21 protein-coding genes are annotated in these 17,551 nt (G+C 60.6%); all 21 read right to left on the bottom strand.

Annotated features, from left to right (window positions below; translation table 11 throughout):
- Positions 1-21: 21 nt before the first annotated feature.
- Positions 22-615: a M23 family metallopeptidase gene (locus N5P29_RS04380; protein ID WP_262277449.1), complete on the bottom strand. Its 594-nt coding sequence runs from the start codon at positions 613-615 to the stop codon at positions 22-24.
- Positions 612-1,058, bottom strand: a complete 447-nt coding sequence (locus N5P29_RS04375; RefSeq protein ID WP_262277448.1) for a hypothetical protein — start codon at positions 1,056-1,058, stop codon at positions 612-614. Before N5P29_RS04375 ends, N5P29_RS04380 begins: the two co-directional genes overlap by 4 nt.
- Positions 1,051-1,521: a hypothetical protein gene (locus N5P29_RS04370; RefSeq protein WP_262277447.1), complete on the bottom strand. Its 471-nt coding sequence runs from the start codon at positions 1,519-1,521 to the stop codon at positions 1,051-1,053. Before N5P29_RS04370 ends, N5P29_RS04375 begins: the two co-directional genes overlap by 8 nt.
- Before the next feature lie 12 nt (positions 1,522-1,533).
- Entirely contained in the window at positions 1,534-2,535 is a 1,002-nt protein-coding gene (locus N5P29_RS04365) for a hypothetical protein (RefSeq protein ID WP_262277446.1), read from the bottom strand.
- Complete coding sequence (locus tag N5P29_RS04360) at positions 2,535-3,659, bottom strand: Gp37-like protein (protein ID WP_262277445.1); 1,125 nt, start codon at positions 3,657-3,659, stop codon at positions 2,535-2,537. The genes N5P29_RS04365 and N5P29_RS04360 overlap by 1 nt, the downstream gene beginning before the upstream one ends.
- A complete protein-coding gene (locus tag N5P29_RS04355) occupies positions 3,656-4,372 on the bottom strand; it encodes a phage tail family protein (RefSeq protein ID WP_262277444.1) in 717 nt (238 codons plus the stop codon). The genes N5P29_RS04360 and N5P29_RS04355 overlap by 4 nt, the downstream gene beginning before the upstream one ends.
- Before the next feature lie 289 nt (positions 4,373-4,661).
- A complete protein-coding gene (locus tag N5P29_RS04350; protein ID WP_262277443.1) occupies positions 4,662-8,300 on the bottom strand; it encodes a peptidoglycan DD-metalloendopeptidase family protein in 3,639 nt (1,212 codons plus the stop codon).
- 19 nt (positions 8,301-8,319) lie between these two features.
- Positions 8,320-8,709 (bottom strand): hypothetical protein, encoded by a 390-nt coding sequence (locus N5P29_RS04345; RefSeq protein ID WP_262277442.1) that lies wholly within the window; start codon positions 8,707-8,709, stop codon positions 8,320-8,322.
- A gap of 50 nt (positions 8,710-8,759) precedes the next feature.
- A complete protein-coding gene (locus N5P29_RS04340; RefSeq protein ID WP_262277441.1) occupies positions 8,760-9,107 on the bottom strand; it encodes a hypothetical protein in 348 nt (115 codons plus the stop codon).
- A 30-nt stretch (positions 9,108-9,137) separates the two neighbouring features.
- Positions 9,138-9,491: a hypothetical protein gene (locus N5P29_RS04335; RefSeq protein ID WP_262277440.1), complete on the bottom strand. Its 354-nt coding sequence runs from the start codon at positions 9,489-9,491 to the stop codon at positions 9,138-9,140.
- Between the two features lie 2 nt (positions 9,492-9,493).
- Entirely contained in the window at positions 9,494-9,661 is a 168-nt protein-coding gene (locus tag N5P29_RS04330) for a hypothetical protein (protein ID WP_262277439.1), read from the bottom strand.
- Positions 9,662-9,750: 89 nt separating this feature from the next.
- The gene (locus N5P29_RS04325) at positions 9,751-10,419 is read right to left on the bottom strand and encodes a hypothetical protein (protein WP_262277438.1); all 669 of its coding nucleotides are present in this window, start codon (positions 10,417-10,419) and stop codon (positions 9,751-9,753) included.
- 51 nt (positions 10,420-10,470) lie between these two features.
- The gene (locus tag N5P29_RS04320; protein ID WP_262277437.1) at positions 10,471-10,875 is read right to left on the bottom strand and encodes a hypothetical protein; all 405 of its coding nucleotides are present in this window, start codon (positions 10,873-10,875) and stop codon (positions 10,471-10,473) included.
- Positions 10,872-11,171, bottom strand: coding sequence for a hypothetical protein (locus N5P29_RS04315; RefSeq protein WP_262277436.1), 300 nt, complete (start codon positions 11,169-11,171; stop codon positions 10,872-10,874). The genes N5P29_RS04320 and N5P29_RS04315 overlap by 4 nt, the downstream gene beginning before the upstream one ends.
- Before the next feature lie 334 nt (positions 11,172-11,505).
- Positions 11,506-11,979, bottom strand: a complete 474-nt coding sequence (locus tag N5P29_RS04310) for a hypothetical protein (RefSeq protein WP_262277435.1) — start codon at positions 11,977-11,979, stop codon at positions 11,506-11,508.
- Between the two features lie 25 nt (positions 11,980-12,004).
- Positions 12,005-12,244: a hypothetical protein gene (locus N5P29_RS04305; protein ID WP_262277434.1), complete on the bottom strand. Its 240-nt coding sequence runs from the start codon at positions 12,242-12,244 to the stop codon at positions 12,005-12,007.
- Positions 12,245-12,279: 35 nt separating this feature from the next.
- Positions 12,280-13,200, bottom strand: a complete 921-nt coding sequence (locus N5P29_RS04300; protein ID WP_262277433.1) for a phage major capsid protein — start codon at positions 13,198-13,200, stop codon at positions 12,280-12,282.
- Between the two features lie 15 nt (positions 13,201-13,215).
- Entirely contained in the window at positions 13,216-13,791 is a 576-nt protein-coding gene (locus tag N5P29_RS04295; protein ID WP_262277432.1) for a hypothetical protein, read from the bottom strand.
- An 85-nt stretch (positions 13,792-13,876) separates the two neighbouring features.
- The gene (locus N5P29_RS04290; protein WP_262277431.1) at positions 13,877-14,614 is read right to left on the bottom strand and encodes a VG15 protein; all 738 of its coding nucleotides are present in this window, start codon (positions 14,612-14,614) and stop codon (positions 13,877-13,879) included.
- Positions 14,615-14,618: 4 nt separating this feature from the next.
- Positions 14,619-16,184 carry a phage portal protein gene (locus N5P29_RS04285; RefSeq protein WP_262277430.1) on the bottom strand — a complete coding sequence of 522 codons (1,566 nt, stop codon included), beginning with the start codon at positions 16,182-16,184 and terminating at the stop codon, positions 14,619-14,621.
- On the bottom strand, positions 16,181-17,521 hold the full coding sequence (locus tag N5P29_RS04280; protein WP_262277429.1) for a terminase large subunit domain-containing protein: 1,341 nt from the start codon (positions 17,519-17,521) through the stop codon (positions 16,181-16,183). The genes N5P29_RS04285 and N5P29_RS04280 overlap by 4 nt, the downstream gene beginning before the upstream one ends.
- Between the last annotated feature and the right edge of the window lie 30 nt (positions 17,522-17,551).

Below are 17,551 nucleotides of genomic sequence, written 5' to 3'. Positions count from 1 at the left end.
GTTTTCCCATGGTCTTTTCCTTTACGGGAGGGGGATGCCGAGATTGACCAGCACCAACTGGTCCGCGGTGTAGGTGGGCGCTGGCGCACTGTTGCCAGACGATTCGATGGATGCCCCAGAGAAGAGGTCTTCCGGGTTGCTGCGGCCGTAGTAGCGGCTGTTCAGCACGTAGCCATCGCGGAGGATCTCGAAGTGAAGGTGAGGCGCCACGGACGCGCCGGTGGAACCGGACAGGCCAATGACCTGGCCCTCGGACACCCACTGGTCCTTGTTGACCTTCGCTCCGCCGTCGAGGCAGTGGCCGTAGATCCCGATGAAGGCGCCGTGGTCGATCACGTAGCCGTAGCCGAAGAAGCTGGGCAGGATCCACCACGGGTTGTCCGCGTAGGTGCCACTCAAACGCCCAACATGCAGCACGGTTCCCGAAGTGACCGCGTACACCTTGGAGCCTGAGCTGGCGCCGTAGTCCTGCCCCGTATGACCGTCAGGCTGGTAGTTGCCGTACAGCCACACGTAATAGCCCATTCCGGAAGCAGGGTCCGAGTTTGGGACAACGCCAGCGGTTGCGCCGTCGCCGAAGTCCTGCGTCAGTCGGGCGTCGACAGGTCGCCTCATGATGCCTCCTGGTCCAGTGATTCGGTGGTTGGCTTGTAGCCCTTGGGTGGCGTCGGGATCTCCACGTGCGGGAGGTGGTCCTCGATGATCTTCAGCAGCGTCGTGATGTACGCGTACGCCGAAGCCAGGCCACGCTGCAGCATGTCCACCAAAGCCCCAAGCTCGGCCTGCGCCCGGCCCTGGTCCTTCTGGGTTTCCTCTACGGCGGCAAGGCGTTCCTGCAGCTTCCCGTTGTTCGCCAGCAGCGTCGCGTTCACGGCGAGGACAGCGTCAAGGTTCGCCCGGTGGGTCGTGGCCACGAGGTTGTCTACCTCAGCCGGTGTCTTCAGGTCGCGGGCCTGCGCCTCGGACTTCACATTCCGGCGGTTGATCAATGACCCCACCAGAGCCACAATGGCGCCCAGTGTGCCGCCGCCGAGGATCAATGGCAGAATTTCAGTCATTCTTGTCCTCCTGCGGCAATGGGAGCTCCTTGATCAGCAAGAGCCGGTTGTGCGCCTCGATCCATAGGGCCCGGACTTTCACGATGCAGGCGCACGCAACGATGGCGTAGGTCAGGCCGCCCATAGCGGCGCGGTGCTGCCCGCTCGTGGCGATGCTCTCCATGAGCCCGGCCGCGTAGGTGAAAAAGACGACAGCGGCCAGTGACATGCCCACCATTTCCAGCCCGAACGACCAACGGTGTTTGCCCCGTATGAGGCCGGAGAACATCAGCACGCCGGCCACCAATAGCAACAGCCGGAACAGCACGTTCCACGGTGGTGACAGGGCGCTGATGGAGGCTGGCGTGAACTTCTCATCGAACGTGACAAGCACGCCGGTGATGATCAGCACCAGGGCAACGGCGGCCTCGAACGGTTGCGCGTAAAGATTCGCGAGACGATGACCAGTGAACCTATGCGGCATGATCGGCCCCTCTCACACGTACCACCCGAGCCCGCCGAGTTGGAACACCATCGCCCGGGCCACCTGAAGCGGTACGCCTGACCGGAAGCTGATCTTGATTTCGCCGGCGGGAGTAACTCGTAGGTCCGCCTGATAGGCGTTCACCAGCAGCGGCGTCAGAACCTCGCTGGGAGCCTTCGGTGCGAACTCCGGAGGAACCGTTGCCAAGGTGTACTCAGTGGCCGGCTTGTTGACGTCCATGGCGTCATACTTGATCGGGATCACGTTGGCCAGGCCGCCTTGCAGCTCAACTCGCCGCCCGATCCGGGAGACAGCCGGCGCCTTGACAGCGTTCTTCATCCACGTGCCCTGCTCGATGTAGATGCCCGGGTCGAAACCCAGCGGTACCGGGCCGCGCATCACGCCGCCGACATTCACCCACGTAGGCGAATCGTTATCGCTAAGGATGTACTGGTACTGCTCATAACCGACCGTGACCATGCCGCCGAGCTGGCCAAGGTACTGGCAAGCAAGGACGTCCTTCGCGTACACGCCACCGTTGCCAGCCCAGCACCGGATGTCCACGATCTCGCCCGGCTGGGTCTGATTCTCGATGATCGGCACCAAAGCAATGGGCTGGTCATCAATCGTTCCCGGCCCCGACAGCCTCGCACCGGACACAGCCTTCGTGGAACCGCCAGGGATGATCACGAACTTCGACTCACCCGCGGTCGGCGTCCAATCACGACGGACAGCGACAGTGTCCCAACGCGTCCCAGAAGCGGACGGCGGGAACTGCAGCGTCTCATTCTCCGACGTCTGATCCGTGATGCCGCACCCAAACCCCGTGCCAGCAGTTATTGACACGGTACGAGTAGCGCCGGCCACGATGCTGACCTTCCAGTCGTTCGCGCCAGACACCCCATACCGGGACGTGCCGATAGGGGCCGTCGAGTGAGCCAAAGCCCACGCGTCCTCGTTGTACGGTTTAGCCGGCGTGGTGTCATACCCGCGGGACGTGAATTCCACTGGCATCAGATACGCTCCTGATTCCGCTGCCCCTTACTAAGGGCAGCAAGTCGCTGTGCGAAAATCCGCGCAGGCTGGTTAGTTATCTCCCCAATGGACGGCTCAATCAGGGCGTAATCCTTGGACTTCCACGTGAGCTTCACTTCGCGGATGGTTTCGGTGATGACCACGCCGTTGCCGATGTCCACCGGGACGCGGTCGCCGACGCGGAACCCTTTCGGCCCGCCGTACTGGAAGATGCCGGTCCCGGCGAGGTCGAGTGAGAGCCCGTTCTTGGGCCCGTTCTCGTCAAGGGTTTCGCGGCCGCGGGCGTCCATCACCGAGTCAGTGTTGCCATCCCGGGCGTCCCGGAACGCCTCTGCACGCATGCCGTACTGGGCTTCACGTGCGGCGTCGATGAGTTGCCGGAACTTCCGGTCCACGCCTTCGCCCTGACCGGCCACCACCACGCGGGACGACGTCGGACGGGTGCGGGTCCATTTGGTCGTCTTCAGGGTGCGGCCCTTCACGGACAGTTTCCGCGGGAACAGGCGCGGCTCATAAACATCCAGGACCAGATCCGAGCCGACCTGCCGCACCGTCACGCCAATCCCGGCCAGTTCAAGGGCGGGGAACATCTTGTCTATCAACGGGTGCATCCGTACAGGAACACCACCCGGCACCACGGCGCCACGGTTCGCGTTGGCCGCCACAACCAGCCCGGGGATCCCCATGCGGGTCACGCCGTTCTCTTGCACCGCCGTCTTGATGATCGTCTCCGCGTTGCCCGTATAGGTCCGGTACTCGACGTTCTGCCCGGTGAGCGCCGCGCCCGGAACAGGCCAGCCAAGGATGTCCCGGAGCACCCGGAAGTCATCCTCAACCGTGAACGTCACATGCCCATCCACACCGTTCGTCTCGCCCTCTTCACCAGTGATAGGCCCAGAGATCAGATGCTCACCCTTGTACTTCACCCGCAACCGGGCACCGTCCGCCATGAGATGCGGCAAACGCTGATGGTTCAGCGGCACCGTCAACTGCAGCGTCCCGGGAAGGTTATGCCTTGGCGTCACCACCAGCGCGGACGGGTTACCGATCTGGCACTTGAACTGCCGGTCCTTATCGAACACGCTGACACGGAAGATGCTCACCACGCCCTCCGATACAACGACGGCAACAAAGCCTCAACCGTGCCAGTACCTGCAAGAGACAAAGACAAGGGGACGCTGGCGCCTGCAGGGATCGGCGCAAAATCCGCCTCACCCAGATCCGCCGAACGATCCACCGGGTTCACCATGTCCACACCGATCACACGCTCAGACGGTTTACTTGGGGCGCCCGGGACGACGTCGTACATGGTCGCGCCGATAAGGTCCGGTTCCGACTCGATCACCAGACACTTGCCCTCCGGCACATCAAACGGCACCTCAGCCACAAGACCATTCACGCCAACAGCAGCCTCAGTGGTTTCCCCATCAATGAACCAGCGAGCATACGACTCAACATCGCCAAGGTTGTCAATGGTCGCCTCAGAGATCTCAGCCCCGGAACCGATGTTGAAAAGGTGCGGCCCGTTCGGCTCGAAGAACGGCTGATACTCGCCGTTCTTCCAAGACCGGACAACCGGTTCACCCTCCCAGTAAGGATGCTCAGCCACGAACTTCAGCCCATAGCTTTGCCACCCGTGCTTCATCGGGTCATAGGTGAACGTGTGGTCACCGTCATCACGGAACCGGATCCGCAACCGGCGCTTAGTGCTATCCGGAAGATGCACCTCCCACACGCCCGTGTCGTCCGGGTCCATGCCCTGCCAGAACGCCCGGTCCCGCTCCATCCAGGCAGCAGAACCAGCAGCATCATCCACCCGGTAATCCGAATAGATATGGACCGGCCAAAACACCTCCCGGTCAAGAACTGAAGTGCCTTCATGCCTGGACCCGGCCACCGCGGGAGACGACGTCGAATGCCGCTCCGTGGTGACCGTCCCCAGCCCCCGAATGCCCGGCATCAGGAACAACCCTGACGCCGGGCTTGTCAGCGGCCACGTCACACCCTTAGCTGTCCACGTCATCCGGAGACGAGTCCAAGGACTCGCAGCCGGCGCAGGCGGCCGATAAGGAATCGCATAACTGATACCCATGGGGCTCCTTGCCTTATTGGTGGACCGCTTGCATGTCAGACAGCGAGTTCTCGAACTTCCGGACAGCCTCGTCAGCGTCACGGACAATGAGCTGCTCGATATTCAGGCCCGGCCCATTCCCGCCGCTCGCAGCGAGGCCGTACATGGTTTCCCACTGCCTAGCTGTCAAGATCGCTTCCGGCTTGCGAGTAGCGTTCATGATCTGCGACAGCCCAGGGTTCAACACCCCGCCGTTGTCATGCAGATACGGCAGCCCAGTGGACCCAAGACCGTTGTCCTTACCTCCCTGACCAGTGATGAAGTCAGAGACAGTGTTCAACAGCTTGTGTCCGACGCCGATAGCGACGTCAGCGAACATGCCACCCTGTGGGAATGCACTCTTGAACGCGCCAACCAGGCCGTCGATGATCCCCGAAAGCGGGTTCCAGGCCCCACCAGCCTCGCCGCCACCATCAAGGTATGCGGCAGGGTCGGTGTAGTGCGGCCATCCACCGTTGAGCACCATGTAGTGAAGGTGCGGGCCCGTGGAATTACCGGTCGAACCAACCTCGCCGATCTTGGAACCGGCCGTGACCATCTGCCCCATCTTCACCGCGAACGATGAAAGGTGCGCGTACCAGGTCTGCAACCCGTTCGGGTGATCAATGTGGATCTCGTTACCGCCGCCATACGATGACCAACCAGCAGAGGACACGCGGCCAGGACCAGCAGCAACAACCGGCGAGCCGGTGGGTGCTGCGAAGTCGATACCGTTGTGCGTGTTACTGAAAGGCTGCGAAACCGTGGCGCTGCCGATAGGACGGACAAGGCCGCCCTTCGCGTAACCAGACAAGGCTTTCGCCATTGCGTAAAGGTTGCCCACGCCGGCGCGGGATGTCTGCTCCTTCGTGAAGACAAACTCCCCAGCGTGCACAATGCCTGCCGGCTGGTACTTGCCGCCGTCACCCGTGTAGCCGCCATCAGCAAAACCAGCAGGCAAGGCAACACGCGGGAGCTTGTCCACGCCCGGCAACGAACCGGCGATGGTGTTGAACGCGCCAATCAGACCATCATTGATGACCGTATCGATGACAAACCGCACCGGCGCCTTCGCAACCTCCTGGATGCCCTCCCAGATCTTCTTGATCGCAGCAACACCAGTCTCGAACGCCTTGGGAATGTCCTCGTTGATCGCCTTCGTCAGGAAGTCGAACACCGGCTTAATGACCGTGTCCCAAGCCGTCTTGATCGCCCCGCCGATGCTGTCAAACACCGGCTTGATGCCGTTCGTGTACAACCAGTTCAACGCGTTCGGGATGACAACCATGAAGACGTTCACCCACGTGTCAAAGATAGGCTTCAACAGGTTCAGCCACACCCAATTGACCGCGTTCCCAATAGCGTCAAACACAGGCTTGACCGCGTTCAGGTAGAGCCAGTTCAACGCGTCAGGGATTACCTTCGTGAAGAACCACACCCAAGAGTCAAACGTCGGCTTCAGAACGTTGTTCCACGCCCACGTGATAGCGGCGCTGATCCCGTCAAAGACCGGCTTCACCACGTTCTCGTACAACCACGTGAACGCTGCAGCGAAGACGTCATGGACGAACGTCACAGCCGTGTTGAAAATCGTCACAGCCGCGTTCCACCAGTCAGCAATCGTGTTGCCGATCCCAACGAACGCCTCAACCATGCGAGCCCAGAAGTACTGGAACAGCGGCACAACGATGTTCATGATGATCGACACGATGACCTGGAACACGCCCCGGAAGAACAGGTAGAACCCGCCAATGATGACGCTCGCCGAGTCGAACACTGGCTTCAAGACGTTCAGGTACAGCCAGTTGAAGACCGCACCGACAACGTTCGCCGCCGTCGTGATGCCATCAAAAATCGGCTTGATCACAGACTCATAGACCCAGCGGATTGCCGCCGAGATTCCTTCGAAGGCTGGCTTGATCGCGTTTTCGTAGAGCCAAGTGAAGGCGTCACCGACCCAGCGCAGAGCGGAGTCAACGCCGTCCTTGAACCAACCGACGTTGTTGTAAGCCCAGACGAACGCGGCCACAACTGCCGCGATAATGCCGATGATCCAGCCGACAGGCCCCATAGCAAGCAACCACCCAGCCGCGATCCTTGCGCCCTGAATCATTGCTTGGGCGCCCATCAGTATCCAGCTACCGACGATTGCTGCTCGAGCGGCCACCATCGCGGCAACAGCCTTTACAGAGTCCCACTGGTACATCAGCCAGACAGCGGCAGTGATAGCGCCTGAGGAAACTGCCGCGGCGGCAGCGGCCACCCAGCCGGCGATGATCCTCGCGAAGCCCCATAGCTGCGAGTAGGTTGACTTGATCGCGGCACTTTGAGTTGTCACCCACGAGAGCTTCTGTTTTGCGGCTGATGTCAGCGCTTCGATGCCAAGCCGAACCCAGTGCGGGATGAGGGCAGTGATGATAAGGCCTGAAATGATTCCGATAGGGACTCGCATGTCCCACAGGAACTTGGCCACGTCAGCGCCGCCATCGATGACCTTCTTCAACGCGTCGGGAATCTTCAGCACGGTTTCACGCACCGTCAGGAGGAATCCAACGAACCGAGAATCCTCTTCCCACCCGAAAGTGCGACGCAGCATGCCCTGGTAGTCGCCCTTCACAATCAGGTCATAGAGTCCGATAGCGCCATCGCGGGCCTTCAGCAGAAAGTCCACAAATGGCGAGTCTTCTTCCCACCCGAAAGCGGTTGTGAGCTTGCCGGTGAAGTCGCCCTTTACGATCAAGTCATAAAGCCCTCGAGCGCCAGTCAGCGCCTTGTTCAGGAAGTCGCCAATCGCAGCGCCCGCGACCTTCGCACCCTCTTCAAGCGGCTTCAACCACTCGATAGCGCCAGCGAAGAAGTCCCGAATCTTGGGGTAAACACCGGACAGCAGGCTTGCCCCGATGCGACCAACAGCCGCCATGGTGTTCTTGAAAGCACCCTGCAGCGTGTCACCGGACTTCAGAGCGGCGCCGCCTAGGCCGTTCTCCATTGCCTTCTGGAAGATCTCGAAGTTGATCTTGCCCTCAGATGCCAAGTTGACTGTTTCTTCAGCCGTTTTGCCGAGCTCCTTGGCCATGAGCTGAACAATGGGGATACCCGCGTCGTTGAGCTGGGCGATCACATCACCCTGGATCTTGTTCGAGGATGCAACCTTGTTGAAGATCGCGCCCATCTCGCCCATGCCAACGCCGGCGATAGTCGCTGCGTCACCAGTCAGCCGGAGAGTGCGCTCCAGGTCCTTGCCCGGCTTCACGCCAGCGGCGACAGCGCCAGCGGCAACGGTCGCGGCTTCGTCCAGGCCGAACGCGGTTCCTTTGACAGCGGCCATTGCGTCGTTCATGATGCCTGTGACCGTCTCGACGTCATGGCCAAGGCCGGACAGCTTGGCTTTGGCGTTTTCGATAGCTTGCAGACGACCGAAGCCCTTGGTGAGTGCCACGCCAAGCCCGGTAATCGCGGCGCCGCCAACGGCAACCGCGCCAACCTTCAGCGCAGTACCAAGTGCCGTGCCCATCCTGGCACCAGCCGAGCGCCCTGATTCCTCAGCTATTCCATCCAACTCGCGGGCAACACTCTGCTGAGCGCCCTTGAACGATGGCTTGACCAGCACTTCAGCTACGCCGATGACGGGCACAGGGCCTCCTATTGAGTTGTCACAGGTCCTCCGCGGAGAAACCAAACTGGCCGGCGAACTGCACAGCCCATTCGCGCTCAGCAGCCTTCATAGCCGCCTGAATCTTCGTCTGCGGAGTCGGGAACGGCTTCACATCGCCTGGCTTGCCGCCGTTGGCCTTGATCGTCGCGGCAGTGAGCACCTTGATCCCGTTGGAAATCTCACTCAACAAAGTCGCGTTGAGATCCCACTCGGAAGTGCGCGGCGCCCAAGGATCACTCGCCCTACCCTGGCTCGCTTCAGCAATCGCTTTGGCCGCTTCAGGGTCATTCGCTATAGCCTCGTTGAGCCGGCAAGCGGCGGGCAGCATGTCGATCAATTCGAGCAACGCCACCCACCGCTTGCCCGCGAACCACTCCGCAAGATCCACGCCGGGATACTCGTGTGCGAGGTCGGCGCGGATCTGCGGACGGTAGCGGGTTAGGAGCTCGCGGAGGCGCGCCCTTCCCCCGGCTTCCCAACCGTCTGCTCGTAGTAGTCCATGACACGCTGAATCAAGGCAGCATGAACGCGGAGCGGGATCTTCTCAGCCTTGTACGCCTCGAAGTCCTTAGGGGCCAGCCACTTCTCCAAGAAGGAGAAGTCATTCTGGCCAGTCTGTTCGAGGTCTTTGAAGAACTCGTTTGCCTCGTCCGCCGGCATGTCAAATAGGTCGGGGAAGGTGATGCGCTTACCGCCAGAAAGAGCAAGCACGAACGCTTCCGGCTTTGACACCTCAGCCTCGAGCGCGGAAAGGGACAGGTGGATGGTTGGCTTGTCGTTAGCCATGGTGTTACCTCCGGGTGGTGGTTGGTTTGTTTATGCGGGGATGATCTCGGAGTCAGTGCTGGCGTCAAGCATTGGCAGCGCTTCCTCCATTAGTGCGGTGTACTGTCCATAGGTGTATGCGCGGCTGTCGAGGATCACGAGAACGTCAAGCGAGACGCCCCTCATCGCACGGGACTGGCGGGAGAATATGTGTAGCTCGCCGCCCTCCCTTGAGGTGATTCGCTCGCGGCCATTTGTCCGCGTGATTTTCTCTGCGGTTTCGGCCATCACCTCGGCAACGCGGGAGAACACTTCATGCGCACCGACTTGCGTAAAGCCAACGAGCCCGACGCGAAGACCATTGGCAAGATCGCGCTGAATTCCTTCTACGACGTATCGGCTCATGGTTACTTGCTGGGTGTGGTTGCGGGCTTGGCCGCGTCGGATTCCTTCACAGCGGCCGTCTTGGCCTTCTGCTCAGTGAACCCGCCGGCGCGGAGCTCAGCGGCTTCGCGAGGAATGGAAGTTTCGACCGCAATGGTTCGGCCGTCAGATTCTTTGGTGAAGCGGGGCATGATGACTCCCTTGGGCTTGTCGGGTGGTTGGAGGGTTTGAAGCGGGCCACGCCACCACCACCCGGAAAAGTGGCGCGGCCCGCGGTCTATTACGGCGTGCCCTGCGTGAAGCCCAGGACAGTCGAGGCCGCCTTAGCGCCCGTACCGCCCATGTACTTCCGGACAGGGGTGCCGATCTCTTCGTCAGTGAAGACGTCAAACGTGAGAGGCTGAGTGACCGGGTCGCTCGAACCCCACTTTTCGGAGTCCGTCGAAGCAAGCTTCACCGAGCCGTATCCGCGGCCGATGATCCAGTTCTTGTCCGCCGGCCCGTCCGAGCCGATCACAAGGAAGCGGTACTCCTGACCAACAGGCAGCTCCGGCTCATCAAACACAACCTCACCGGTCGTGGCGTTCTGCGTGACGGCGGTCAGGTCCGTGCCGTTCTGCAGCTCAAGCATGTGCTTGCGGCCATACTCCAACGGTGTCAGGGTGATGGACCGCGCAACTTCGGTCACGTCAGAACGTGCCGCGCCTGCGTAACCGAAAGCGCTGACGTCCTCCTTGGAAACGTCACGGCCGAACTCATATCCGTCAGGCGTGACAATGCCGATGGGCAGCCATCCGGCAGCCTTCAGGTCAACGAGAGCCCCAGCGCCCGTGAACAGAGTGTCAGGAAGATCCACGCTCGTTGGCGCGAGGAAAGCAACCGCCTTCTGAATCTTCCGGATCAGCGTCCGGTCATCAGCTTCCTGGCGGATAGTGTCAAAAGTAGGCATGGCAATGAACCCCTTTCAAGGGCAATGGTTTTTGGTATCCCCGTTCGGGGTTCAGAGAGGGCGGGACGTGACCAGGAAAGTCGCGTCCGCCTTATTCAAGGTGTCCGAAGCGTACGGAACATCCGTTGGCACCTGGTCAACGCTGATGCCATCCAAGTAACCGTGAACCGTCTCGATATCGGTCCCGCAGATGAACGCCTTGATGGACTCCAACGTGTTTACCGCCTGCGTGCCCGGCGCGTAGCATTCCAACGTCACCCGGTCCACACGATCGATGTAGCCCTCGGTGCCGCCAGTCGTGTACACGAGCACCACCGGGAACGGGCCCTGCAACACCCCGTAATCATCGGCCGGCAAATGCCACACCATCCGGACTGTCTCGTCCAAATGCTCCGTGCCGTCCACCAAATCAGTCAGGCACTCACGAACATCCGGGAAAACAAGACCATCAATCACTGACCCACCACCTTCATGGCCTCAATGACGCGGCGCAGAATCGAATCCCGGGCGTCCTTGTAATCGTGCGACTTCTCCCGAACAACAGCACCGGCGCGGCGCTCATTAGCCCAGCCCGCCGTAACGGTCGCTGGCGCCGCCTCGTACGTGCCCCGGCCCACAGCTTCCGCGTTCCCAGCAAGCCGCTTAGCAGCCGCCAAAGTCGCGTCACCAACAGTCTGATATGTGGCCAACTCCTTCAGCCCCGCATCATCCGCCTTGTAGTTCCGTGAACCACGGACACTCCGAAGTGCCATCAGGACCTCACTAATCCGACCTCGTCACCCAAAGGCCACTCACCCGGCAACCCATCAACAGACCACTCACCAGACATCCGGGCACCAGCCGGCACCCGCACCCGGTCCTTGGGAAGGAACGAAAAGCCAGGATCAGGATCCCGGTACAGAACTGCCGTACTCGCAACAAGGTCCGCACGGTCCGCCGGCTCCGACGTTGCACGCGGCGCCACGATGCAATCCCGAACCGGGATCTCAGTGACAGGCAAAGGGTTGCCTTTAGCGTCCCGACCGCCACCACGCAGCACCACAACATCAGTGCGCCACTTCCTCGGAAAGCGCTTGACTATACCCATCAGGCGCCCTCGAATATCGGTTCACCAGCGATGTCCGCACCGCAAGAGCAGTAGGTTGCTCCGAAGTTCAGGTTGCACCATGGCAAATGGTTCGCCGTGCTTGGCCCTGCGATGGTCACACCGAAAGCCTTCTGCACACCATCACCAAGAGCCTTGCGTTCCTGTTTCGTGAGGTAGAAGTCACCGTTCGGGTTGACCGGCTTGAACGTCTGCGAGAACGGTCCACCGGATTGCTGAATGCTTTCCATGCCGGCTTCGTCCGACTCAGGCATTGCCCGCTTGACGACAGCGCAAACAATCCGCCGGCGCGTTTTCGGATCAGCCGCACCAGCAGCCGGAACAGTGTCCAGGATGAACTGGGACGCATCCTCCAACTGAGTGTTGGCGTAGGCATCAGCCCCAACCGGGAAGTCAGGCCAACGATCCTTCAACTCGCTCAACGTAGCGAACGGGAACGGTGTCACATCGGCCATTGGCCTGACCTCCTAGTTGTGGTGCTTACTCGGACTCGAAGAGAGCCTTGATTTCCTCGCGCTTGAGGTCCTTCAGCTCTTCCTCAGTCTTGCCCTGAGCAGCCGCGTACGCCTGCCACTCAGCAAGGCCAGCGTTCCCTGCCGGCTTTTCCGCGCCAGACGGGGCTGCCGGATCGCCGCCAGTAGCGGCACCGGCATCGGTCTCTTCTTCGTAGGGGACGTAATCGGGGCCGAGATGCACAGCGTCAGCCTCGGAGACGTTCACGCGGGATCCTGACTGCTTGTTTGTGAACCGCGGCATCAGACGGCATCCACGATCTTGGCGAAGCGGTCAGCGAAGACGTACCAGCCGTAAACAACCTCGAGTCGCAGTGCGATCTGGTTGTTGCGCTTCAGGTCGCCCTGCCCATCCGGATCGCCGAAGCGGATCAGTTCGACCGGCAGTTCGCGCTGGATTCCCCAACGGATGCCGTTCTGGAAGTCACCCACAATGGCGCGAACCTTCGTGTCAGTAGCCTCTGGAGTGCCCGAAACTGTGTTGCCCTGGGCCGCGTTGATGCCCAGGATGGAGGTCACGTCAGTGCCGAAGCCAAGCTGCGGGTAACGCTGCGTGCCGGAAGGAGAACCGTCCGCGTTCTTCGTCTGCAGGTTGGCGAGCGCCCATGCGAACTTCGGGTCGATGGCCACGCCGTTGACACCCCACGACGTCGGGGTGTTAACCAGCAGGCCGACAGCGGCGCGAAGGTCAGCGTCAGCTTCCGCCGTCGCGATCTCAACGCTCTTGGTCGTCGCAGTGACATAGTTGTCCCAGCCGGTGATAACCGAACCCGTGAGCGGGTTGATGCGGTGGTACAAGCCGAGGTCAAGTGCGCGGGAAAGAGCGACTTGACCGGCGCTACCAAGCTGGCCAAGTACGTCAAGCTGGTAGTCCTCAGAGGCCCACTGAACTTCCTCGTTGAACCGCATGGTGACCTGAGCCTTGTGGGGCTTGGACTTCACGGAGCCGAAGCCGCCCGTGGTGGATCCCTTCTGGGCGCCTTCCTCCACAAACTCAGCCTTGGGGAAGTCGTTGAAGGTGATGTACTCAGTCTCACCGAAGCGCTGAGGCTCACGATTGGAGAGCTTGGCGACAGTGGACAGGGTGCGGGTCTGCTGGATCATGCCGTCCGCGATATTGCGGGGCAGCAGAACCTTAGTTTCGGCGGTACCGAAAACAGCCATGGTTTTACCTTTCGATTAGTCTTTGCCGAACAACTGCTTGACCGCAGCGCGGTCATCAGCGGCCGGAACGTTGCCTGGCGAGACTTCCTGGCCCGGGATAATTGGGCCGGAAGGTTTGAGCAATGCGGCGAGCTGGTCAGCGTGGGCCTCAAGCTCTTCACGGGTAGAACCGCGGAGAGCATCAGCCGGCACCTTCTTGGCAGTTGCGACATCAGCAAGAAGCGCGGAACGCTCCTTCTCTGCCGCGAAGCCCTTGACCTTGCCGTCGAGCTCAGTGTTTGTGGCCTCAAGCTCAGAGATGCGCGACTGGAAAGTTTCAACCTGCCCGGCTTTCGCCTTGAGATCGTCATAATCCGCAAACTGGTTCTTGACTCGTGCCACCCGGTCCTGAATGATCCGGTCCAACTCGGCCTGACTGGCAGGCGCCTTGAACTCCGCAATCTGACCGTTCGGTTCTCCCGCTGCTGCGGTACCTGCATCAGGATCAACTTCCATGACCGCATCGCCGAAAGTCAGGCGGTGAAAGTCAAGGAGCTTCTGAACACCACCGGGGGCGGTGATGTCGATTCCATGCAGCATCTTCTTAGGCATGTGAATGCGCCTTTCCGTTTGGCCCCGTCGGGCATGTTGAACCGCGCTACGGGCGCGTACCGCCTCGCGGGAGAACCGCGGAAGTTTAGTGGGTGTGGACGCCGTCTTTCACAGCGTCCGGATGCAGCCGCCGGAAAGCAGCCGCAATGTCCTTCACGTCATTCGAGCCAGCCTCATCACGGGCTGACTGGTACATGTCGTAGTAGTCATCCGGCAGATAGCCGGGAGGGTAGTCAGCGCTGGAACCGATCCGGACAGCCTGGCAGTCACAATCACCGTGATAGTCCTCGCCACTCTTGTCCTTCTTGGCTGCCCGTTCGGAAACGTACACAGCATCACGAGAGGCGAGGATCAGGCACCAAGTGCAAGTCTTGGCGCCCGTGGGCACGCGGGCCCAAGCCACACCTTCACGCTTCGCGTTGAGGGCCATCGTTGACCGGCCTGGCTGCTTCACGTACTTGTCAGCAGCGGTCAGCAGCGGGCCAACGATTGCCTCCGGCGTGGGCGTCCATAAATGGCCAGCGAGGTACCGAATTTTTGACTGCACAGCATCAGCCGGCACGTTGGCCGCGAGAGCCAGCCGGAACCGCCCCACAGCCCCATCAGCCGCCCGCTGCTCCTGGTACCACTCCGCAGCAATCGAAGCCGCCACGGAGCCATACTGGGCTGTCAGTACCGGCATGAATTCCAGCAGGGCATCACGCACCAACTCGGGCTTGGTGAAGTCCAGCGACCGCACGAACGCCTCAAGAGTGTCCTTCACCCGCTTAGAGAGCTCACTGTTGGCGGCACGGAACTGCTCGATATCCTCCCGTGCCACCATTCAGCTATTCCCCCTCAGCGCGGATCGTGATCGGCTGGCCCGGGATGAACTTCACACCATCCAAGCCAACAAGCTGCGCCGCCGACTCAGCGTCCACTCCAGCACGCCGGAGCGTACCCAGCGCGGCAGCCTTCAGGTTCAAAACCTCAGCCTCAGCCTTTTGCGTCTCGTCAGGTGCGCCGCCTGCGGCAGGCACGCCAAGCAGTTGCCCAATCAAGCCGCCAGCCTGATTCAGCTTCCGCTCATCCTGGATCCGCTCAACCTGGTCATCATCGAACACCGTCTCAAGCAGGACAGGCGAGCTCTTCAGATCCTCATTGGCGCCGGCCAGCTTCACGTAAGCATCAGCATTTGCCGACGTCGAACGGAACTCCGGATCCGCGAACCGTGCCGACAACTTCCACGACTCCGCAGACGGCTCCGTAAGCCCGTCACGGACCATGACCGCCAGCCGCGCAACGTTAGCCACAGCGTTACTCAGCACATACTTGTTCTGGTACGTCACATCAATCAGCAGGTCATGCTCCGCGGCCCGGATCGCCTCAGCGCTTGCCGGATTGTCATGGATGACACCCAACGAGTTCAACGGGATGCCAGTCTCACCAGAGAACGCCGATGCCACCGTCCGGAGCATGTCCGAGTGAGGCGTCATCGTCGCCTGCTGCAACTGCTTGATGCTCGGCGCGTTACCGTCAGCATCACGAGTCAAAGCAATCAGACGATCCATCGCAAGCTTGAACTTCTTCGACTCCGAAACCTCACCGAACGAATCCGGGTCGATACCCTCAATAGCAAGCTGCGGGGAGCTATAGAACTCCGCGTTGCCCTCCATGCGGACATAAGCCCGGACGGCCATGTCACACAAAGCCATCACTGGCTGAGTGATCCTCGAACGGCCAAACGGCTTCGTCAACTGCGGATCGTAAGTCAGCGGCTCCACAAGAGTCCGGCGGATCTTGTTCTCGATCCGTTCAGCCCGCCAGCGCCCAAGTGCGTTACGAGCACAGCGAAGAACCACATCCGGCAGGTACACAATGAACTCAGACGGGCGGTCGTCACTGAAAGCGGAGATCGTCAGGGCAGCGCTGATACGCCGGCGGCGACGATCCCACAGCGCCGCGGACGTTTCAGCAGAATGCGACTGGATCTGAACATCAGGCTCACCAACATCGCCCTTCGCCACAGTGACGAAAGCCGGGCCATGCTTGTACGCCGAAACAATCCCCTGGGAGAGTTCCAAACCAAAGTTGTTCTCCGTGAGCGTCCGGCCCAAGCCCAAAGGATCCTCAGAGCCAGGCAGCCGCAACCCCTCGAACTGCGAACGAATCGCAGCCTTCCGGACAGCCATCGTGCCCCACCCCAGATAGAACTTCGCGTTCTTCAACTGCGGGGGAAGCATCAGGTTGAGATCCTTGAACGCCTGCTCACCGTCGTAGTACAGCGACCGCTTCAAGTTCTTGTCTCGACGGGCGCTCCACTCAGCAAGCAAGCTCCGGATCTTCGACAGCTCATCCACAGTTACGTTGTCAATCCGCAGGCCAGTAATGTCAGTGGCGGTCCATGCACTCACAGGAAACCCGCCTTTCTGCCTGGTCGGCGTCTCGTCGTCTTTACGCCCCAATGGGCAAGGGTCACAGCATCCAGCAAAACCACACTCTCGCCTTCCGGAGCAGCCCAGCCAAAGCCGCCAGTCGCGCCGATCTTCCGCTTCTCAGCAGTCTTAACCTGGTCGTCCAAGTCCTTCTGGCCGAGGTGGGACAATTCCTTGTCATGGGACACGATGGCCGCCTCAAGCATTGAATGAGCCGCGACCACCTGATCAGTTCCAGGAGTCCAGATAACAGACTTCGGAACACCACCCTCAATGAGTGCATTCACGAGATAACCAACGCCGGACTTGCCATCAACGACGATCTGCGCGGCGCGCTCATGACGTTCCAGCAGCCAATCCACAAGCCAGCGCGTCCCGTCCGCCATCCATGACATCTTGATGCCCTCAACATGGACAGCGCCGACGTCTGGCCGGCGTGCAGCCGCGAGTGCCACGGCGGAACCGTCAATCGCAAACTTCACCGCGAACACTTGCCGGCTGTCATCATCAGGAACATCGTCCTGGCTGATCTTCAAACCATTCCAAGCGCTGACCTTGATTGCCTTCTTGGTAAGAGCTTCCTCATCCCACTCGCCGTAAGCCTCGCGGCGGTAGCTTTCATCGGAGCCCAACAGTTTCCGCATGCGTTGAATCGCCGCGTCACTGGTCCGGTGGGGATAGGAAGGATTCGCCTTCGCTAGCTGCTTCCGATCATCCAAGCTCGCGCCCTTATCGGCAGAAAACTCGATGTAGAGCGTGTCAGGGTCCCCGTTCAGGGCAGCCTGCCGGACGTTCGTGAACACCTCGCCAGGGTCCTTGGGCCGCGGCGGGGTTCCCATCATGAACACAAGACCATTCGGGGCCGCATTCGTCGCCGGCACCATATCCGACATCGCATCAGCGGTAAGGATCTGGGCCTCATCCAGCACAAGGATGTCAACCTCATCGAAGCCACGGCCAAAACCAGACTCACGGGCGCCAAACAAGATCCGAGACCCGTTCTTGAACATGATCTCTTGCTCACCGTTAGTCGCCCGGACATTCTCGATGTACGGGGCGATCTTCGGCTTGCGAGACATGCCCTGCATCTTCTTGAACGTCTCGTTGTGAGTCCTGGTCCGGTGAGCCGTCCAGATCACAGTCAAGTTCGGGAAGATAGTGCAAAGAGCAAAAACGATGGCAGCGATCAGATACGTCTTGCCGACCTGCCGAGGAATCGAAAGAACCACACCACCGATGCCGGCCGCGTATAGTCCATCCTCACGCTTAGCCAAAGCCAAACGGGCCGCGCCATCCTGCCAAGGATCCATCGGCATACCCATGGCCTTCGCCCGGTCACGCACAGG

The organism is Paenarthrobacter sp. JL.01a (assembly GCF_025452095.1).
Classification (GTDB): Bacteria; Actinomycetota; Actinomycetes; order Actinomycetales; family Micrococcaceae; genus Arthrobacter.
The sequence above is the reverse complement of the archived record's forward strand: the minus strand, read 5'-3'. Positions and strand labels throughout refer to the sequence as shown.

What these genes read in the sequence shown, in the direction of transcription:
- N5P29_RS04380 (WP_262277449.1), bottom strand. Translation starts at nt 615, where the DNA reads ATGAGGCGACCTGTCGACGCCCGACTGACGCAGGACTTCGGCGACGGC.
- N5P29_RS04375 (WP_262277448.1), bottom strand. Translation starts at nt 1,058, where the DNA reads ATGACTGAAATTCTGCCATTGATCCTCGGCGGCGGCACACTGGGCGCC.
- N5P29_RS04370 (WP_262277447.1), bottom strand. Translation starts at nt 1,521, where the DNA reads ATGCCGCATAGGTTCACTGGTCATCGTCTCGCGAATCTTTACGCGCAA.
- N5P29_RS04365 (WP_262277446.1), bottom strand. Translation starts at nt 2,535, where the DNA reads ATGCCAGTGGAATTCACGTCCCGCGGGTATGACACCACGCCGGCTAAA.
- N5P29_RS04340 (WP_262277441.1), bottom strand. Translation starts at nt 9,107, where the DNA reads ATGGCTAACGACAAGCCAACCATCCACCTGTCCCTTTCCGCGCTCGAG.
- N5P29_RS04335 (WP_262277440.1), bottom strand. Translation starts at nt 9,491, where the DNA reads ATGAGCCGATACGTCGTAGAAGGAATTCAGCGCGATCTTGCCAATGGT.
- N5P29_RS04330 (WP_262277439.1), bottom strand. Translation starts at nt 9,661, where the DNA reads ATGCCCCGCTTCACCAAAGAATCTGACGGCCGAACCATTGCGGTCGAA.
- N5P29_RS04325 (WP_262277438.1), bottom strand. Translation starts at nt 10,419, where the DNA reads ATGCCTACTTTTGACACTATCCGCCAGGAAGCTGATGACCGGACGCTG.
- N5P29_RS04315 (WP_262277436.1), bottom strand. Translation starts at nt 11,171, where the DNA reads ATGGCACTTCGGAGTGTCCGTGGTTCACGGAACTACAAGGCGGATGAT.
- N5P29_RS04310 (WP_262277435.1), bottom strand. Translation starts at nt 11,979, where the DNA reads ATGGCCGATGTGACACCGTTCCCGTTCGCTACGTTGAGCGAGTTGAAG.
- N5P29_RS04300 (WP_262277433.1), bottom strand. Translation starts at nt 13,200, where the DNA reads ATGGCTGTTTTCGGTACCGCCGAAACTAAGGTTCTGCTGCCCCGCAAT.
- N5P29_RS04295 (WP_262277432.1), bottom strand. Translation starts at nt 13,791, where the DNA reads ATGCCTAAGAAGATGCTGCATGGAATCGACATCACCGCCCCCGGTGGT.
- N5P29_RS04290 (WP_262277431.1), bottom strand. Translation starts at nt 14,614, where the DNA reads ATGGTGGCACGGGAGGATATCGAGCAGTTCCGTGCCGCCAACAGTGAG.
- N5P29_RS04280 (WP_262277429.1), bottom strand. Translation starts at nt 17,521, where the DNA reads ATGCCGATGGATCCTTGGCAGGATGGCGCGGCCCGTTTGGCTTTGGCT.